The 3,699-nt window shown below is 64.5% G+C and carries 4 protein-coding genes; 3 read left to right on the top strand and 1 reads right to left on the bottom strand.

Annotated features, from left to right (window positions below):
• Window positions 1–1,464, bottom strand: a 1,464-nt coding sequence (locus tag ACLP2E_RS14630) for a winged helix-turn-helix domain-containing protein (protein WP_442466363.1), incomplete at its 3' end; no start/stop codon positions are given.
• Window positions 1,465–1,676: 212 nt separating this feature from the next.
• Between ACLP2E_RS14630 and ACLP2E_RS14635 the strand changes: the two genes are divergently transcribed.
• The 3 genes from ACLP2E_RS14635 to ACLP2E_RS14645 all read left to right on the top strand — a co-directional run.
• Window positions 1,677–2,363 (top strand): hypothetical protein, encoded by a 687-nt coding sequence (locus ACLP2E_RS14635; protein WP_442466364.1) that lies wholly within the window; start codon window positions 1,677–1,679, stop codon window positions 2,361–2,363.
• 39 nt (window positions 2,364–2,402) lie between these two features.
• Window positions 2,403–2,717 (top strand): hypothetical protein, encoded by a 315-nt coding sequence (locus ACLP2E_RS14640; RefSeq protein WP_442466365.1) that lies wholly within the window; start codon window positions 2,403–2,405, stop codon window positions 2,715–2,717.
• A gap of 123 nt (window positions 2,718–2,840) precedes the next feature.
• Window positions 2,841–3,699, top strand: an 859-nt coding sequence (locus ACLP2E_RS14645; protein ID WP_442466366.1) for a cation diffusion facilitator family transporter, incomplete at its 3' end; no start/stop codon positions are given.

The raw sequence follows: 3,699 nt of genomic DNA on the forward strand, positions 1-3,699 counted from the left end.
TTCCGCCAGGACGCGCGATTTGCCGATGCCGGCCTCGCCCGATATCAGGACGGCGCAGCCTTCGCCTGCTTTCGCCTGGTCCCACCGCCGCAGCAACAGCGCCAATTCCTCCTCGCGGCCGACCAAAGCTGCGACGTGCTGCCCGTGCAGCGACTCAAAACGGTTTTCGGCAGCCCCCTCTTGGACGACCTGCCAGACAGCGATCGCTTCGGAAAAGCCGGGGAGTGCGATTGGCCCGCGCTCTTCGCATCGAAAGAGTTCGCCCACCAGGCGCCGTGTGCTCGCCGAGATGAGCACCGTACCCGATGCGGCGCGCGCGACGAGACCGGCGGCAAGGCTGGCAGGCTCGCCTAGAACCACCTGTTCCCCCGAATCGCGAAACAGACCGCCCACCAGGACGAGACCCGTCGCTATGGCGACACGGGCCTGCACGCCGTTGGTCTGACCTACGTCGGCCCGGCCCGACGCCTGGACCAGGCGGCGGGCCGCGCGAATCGCACGTTCCGCCTGGTGTTCATCCGCCTGCGGGTAGCCGAAATAGGCCAGGACCCCGTCATTCAGCAGCTTGGCGACTCCGCCGCCCGCTTCCGCGATGATTGCTACGCAGCTCTCATGAAAGGCAGTCAACAACCGATGCAAGTCCTCCGGATCGCGCTGAGCGGACTCGAACGCCGCCCCCGACAGGGCGCACTGCATGATGGTCAGCTGTCGCCGCTCAGGGGAAGGCGCTGACGGGCTTGGCGGCGCCGGCGGCGACGCAGCTTCGCCTGGCGTCGCGCCCGGCGCCCCGACCGCCTCCGCCGTCACTCTGGCCGAGAATTTATAACCGCTGCCGGGAACGGTGACGATCAGGCTGGGCCGCCTTGGGTCCTGCTCGATCTTGCGGCGCAGACGGACCATCTGCATGTCGATGCTGCGGTCGTAAGTCTCGGCGTCACGGCCGGCCGTCAGCTGCAGGAGCTGGTCGCGCGACAGCACGCGTCCCGCCCGCTCGACGAATGCGCGCAGAAGGCCGAACTCTCCAGGCGTGAGCGGGATCTCCTTGCCTGACGGATCGAAGAGGCTGTGTCCGGCCAGATCGATGCGATAGTCGGCGAAATTCAGCACCGGCTCCACGTCGTCGGCTTCGGGAGCGGGCGCCACCGCCTCCGCCACCCGGGCGAGCAACCCGGCCTCATCGGAGACGTCGAGGACATCGGCGGAGCGCAGCTCGCGCTTGCCGTCGGGCGTCGCAACGAGCAGGACGGCGCCGACCGTGGCCCGCAACTCCTGGAGCAAGCCTTTTCCCTCCGGATCGAGCCGTTCGGGGGCGACAATCGCCAGGGCGACGCCCTCCAAACCCAGACGGCGGGCGTGCACGGCGTTTTCCGCGATAGCGACGCGGTGGCCACCGCCGTTCAGGAGCTGTGCGAGTCGGGCTCGTAGCGCCACATTCCGGCCCACGATCATTATCTGGCCAGACATCCACGCCGCCCCCCTGTCGCACATCCGTCATACTCAATGAAACACGCTGTTACCAGTCCGTTACACGCAGGTTATGCGGCCGTGACCCCGCCGGGCGACGATCGCCGGGTCGCTGAAGCCGGGTTTCACACATTGAAGCGTCGCCAGGCCGCTCGCTGGAGGGAATGCCAATGACGCGAGCGGACCACTTGGGCAAATCAATGGCGCGACCCATGTACCGGTGGCGTACGGCGATACTCAGCCGGCTCAAGGGACCGGGCGGACTGTATAATCTGGGCAACGCGCTTGGATTCGGCGCAGGCCTGATCGTGACGTTTCTCGTCGCAGCGGAGTCGACGGACAGCTTCTCTAACGTTCTGTCGATCGGAATCCGATATGTCGCGGGAAGTCCGGCCGCCGTTGCGCTCGCGATCGCAACAGCGATCTTCTTTTGGAGCGGGGAGGCTTATCATCGGGCGTGGTCGAACGGATATCTGCCCGACCAGAAGTTGACGCAGCTTGGAGATCTTTCCTCAGGCTTTGGAGCGATTGCGCTTGGCGCGGGCTTGTACCTGCTCAGCAATCCTTTCCTCGCAGCAACTTCAGGGTTGCTGCATGCCGTGGGCAAATTCGGAAGCGCGTTCGGCGTCCGCGGCGAGCTGTCGTTTCCGTGGCGTAAGATTGACGCCAGCGCATTGTGCCGCAACATCGTATTGATCAGTCGCGTTCTAGCGATCATCGCAACTACGGCCGATGTCTTCTCTTCGAAAGCGCACGATGACGGCGCCTTTGCGTTCAATGCATGGGCGATGCTCACTTGCTACTTGATCTGGGCGATCGCCGATTCGATGCTGCTTCCGCGAGACAGCGTCGTGGTCAGAATGTTTCGCCCCAGCTTGGCTCGGAGAAAGCCCGTTTAGCGACATTGTCCGCGAGGCGCTTCAGGAGAAAGGCCAGCCATGCGTCTCTGTCTTGCCGCGGCTTTCCTATTGGGCGCCGTTCCGGCTGTCGCCCATGAGCAATGGGCGAACGGCAAAGCCGTCCCAGGCTGGATCAAGTCGGCGTGCTGCGGCGTGGCGGACGCGCATCATCTCCGGCCCGAACAGGTCGCGCTGAACGCGCGCGGCGACTATGTCGTCGAAGGCTACCACGAGCCTCTCGCCGCCAAGTTCGCGCTGGCGAGCCAGGACGGCGACTATTGGATTTTCTATCGCGACAATCTCGACGGCTCTCAGTCGGCCGTCTTCTGTTTCTTCGTCCCACTGAATTTCTAGGGAGCAAGCATATTGAGCGCTCAAACCCTGTTTCACGTCGTCTGCGCCGGCGCGGGCTTGACGCCAGCCCAGGCCCAGATCCCAAATCTTGGTCCGCGAACTACTGCAGGGAATGGCTCTCGGATGAGCGGCCCCCGCCCGACCATCGCCGCTTGGCCGATGACGGATACAGAACGGCGACGCGAGCGCGCAATGTCGCTCGGGGTGGGGACGGACGTGCTGCTCTCGACACCGATCCTGGCCATCGCGATCTGGTCGGGTTCCCTGACATTGCTGGCCGACGCGATGCGCGCGTGCCTTCTCACTCTGCTGGAACTGTTCGCCTATGTCGTGATGCGCCGCATCCACCGCGGGCGGCTACCCAGCTACCAGTATGGATCCGGCAAGATCGAAAGTTTCCTCAATCTGCTGATCGGCATAGCGCTGGTACTGTCCAGCATCTGGATCTTCGCGCTCGGTGTGCTCACGATGCTACAGCCGTCGCAGCCCAGCCCCCTCGGGTTCGCGGTCGCCACCGCTACCGGCGCGGTCAACACGACGCAGAACGCCTGGATGTTCGTGACCTATCTGCACGCCCGCCGCCTCGGCGCCTCCATTCTCATCGACGGACAGGTCAGAACGAGACTGCTGAAGGTCGTGTCTTCAGCTTCGGCGACGCTGGCCATCCTTGTCTCGGCGCTCTTTGCCGGCCAGATCAGCGGTCGGGTCGCGGACCTCGTCGGTTCGGCGGTCGTGGTCCAGATGATGCTCTGGACGGCGTACCAGCTGATTGCCGGCGCCTTGCCCGACCTCATGGACAGAATGCTCGATCCCTCGCAGCTCACGCTGGTCAACCGCGTGCTCCTCTGCAACTTCGACCGCATCGACGCGATCCATCACGTGCGCACCCGGCGCTCCGGTGTGGTCAAGTACATCGAGATCGGGGTCGGCTTTTCTGCGGACCGGCGCATCGGCGAGATCGACGCGATCAACCAATCCCTGA

The sequence above is a fragment of the Rhodoblastus sp. genome (assembly GCF_052145335.1).
GTDB lineage: Bacteria > Pseudomonadota > Alphaproteobacteria > Rhizobiales > Beijerinckiaceae > Rhodoblastus.

Excerpts from the sequence above, each read along its gene's own strand:
- ACLP2E_RS14635 (WP_442466364.1), top strand. The coding sequence starts at position 1,677 with ATGTACCGGTGGCGTACGGCGATACTCAGCCGGCTCAAGGGACCGGGC.
- ACLP2E_RS14640 (WP_442466365.1), top strand. The coding sequence starts at position 2,403 with ATGCGTCTCTGTCTTGCCGCGGCTTTCCTATTGGGCGCCGTTCCGGCT.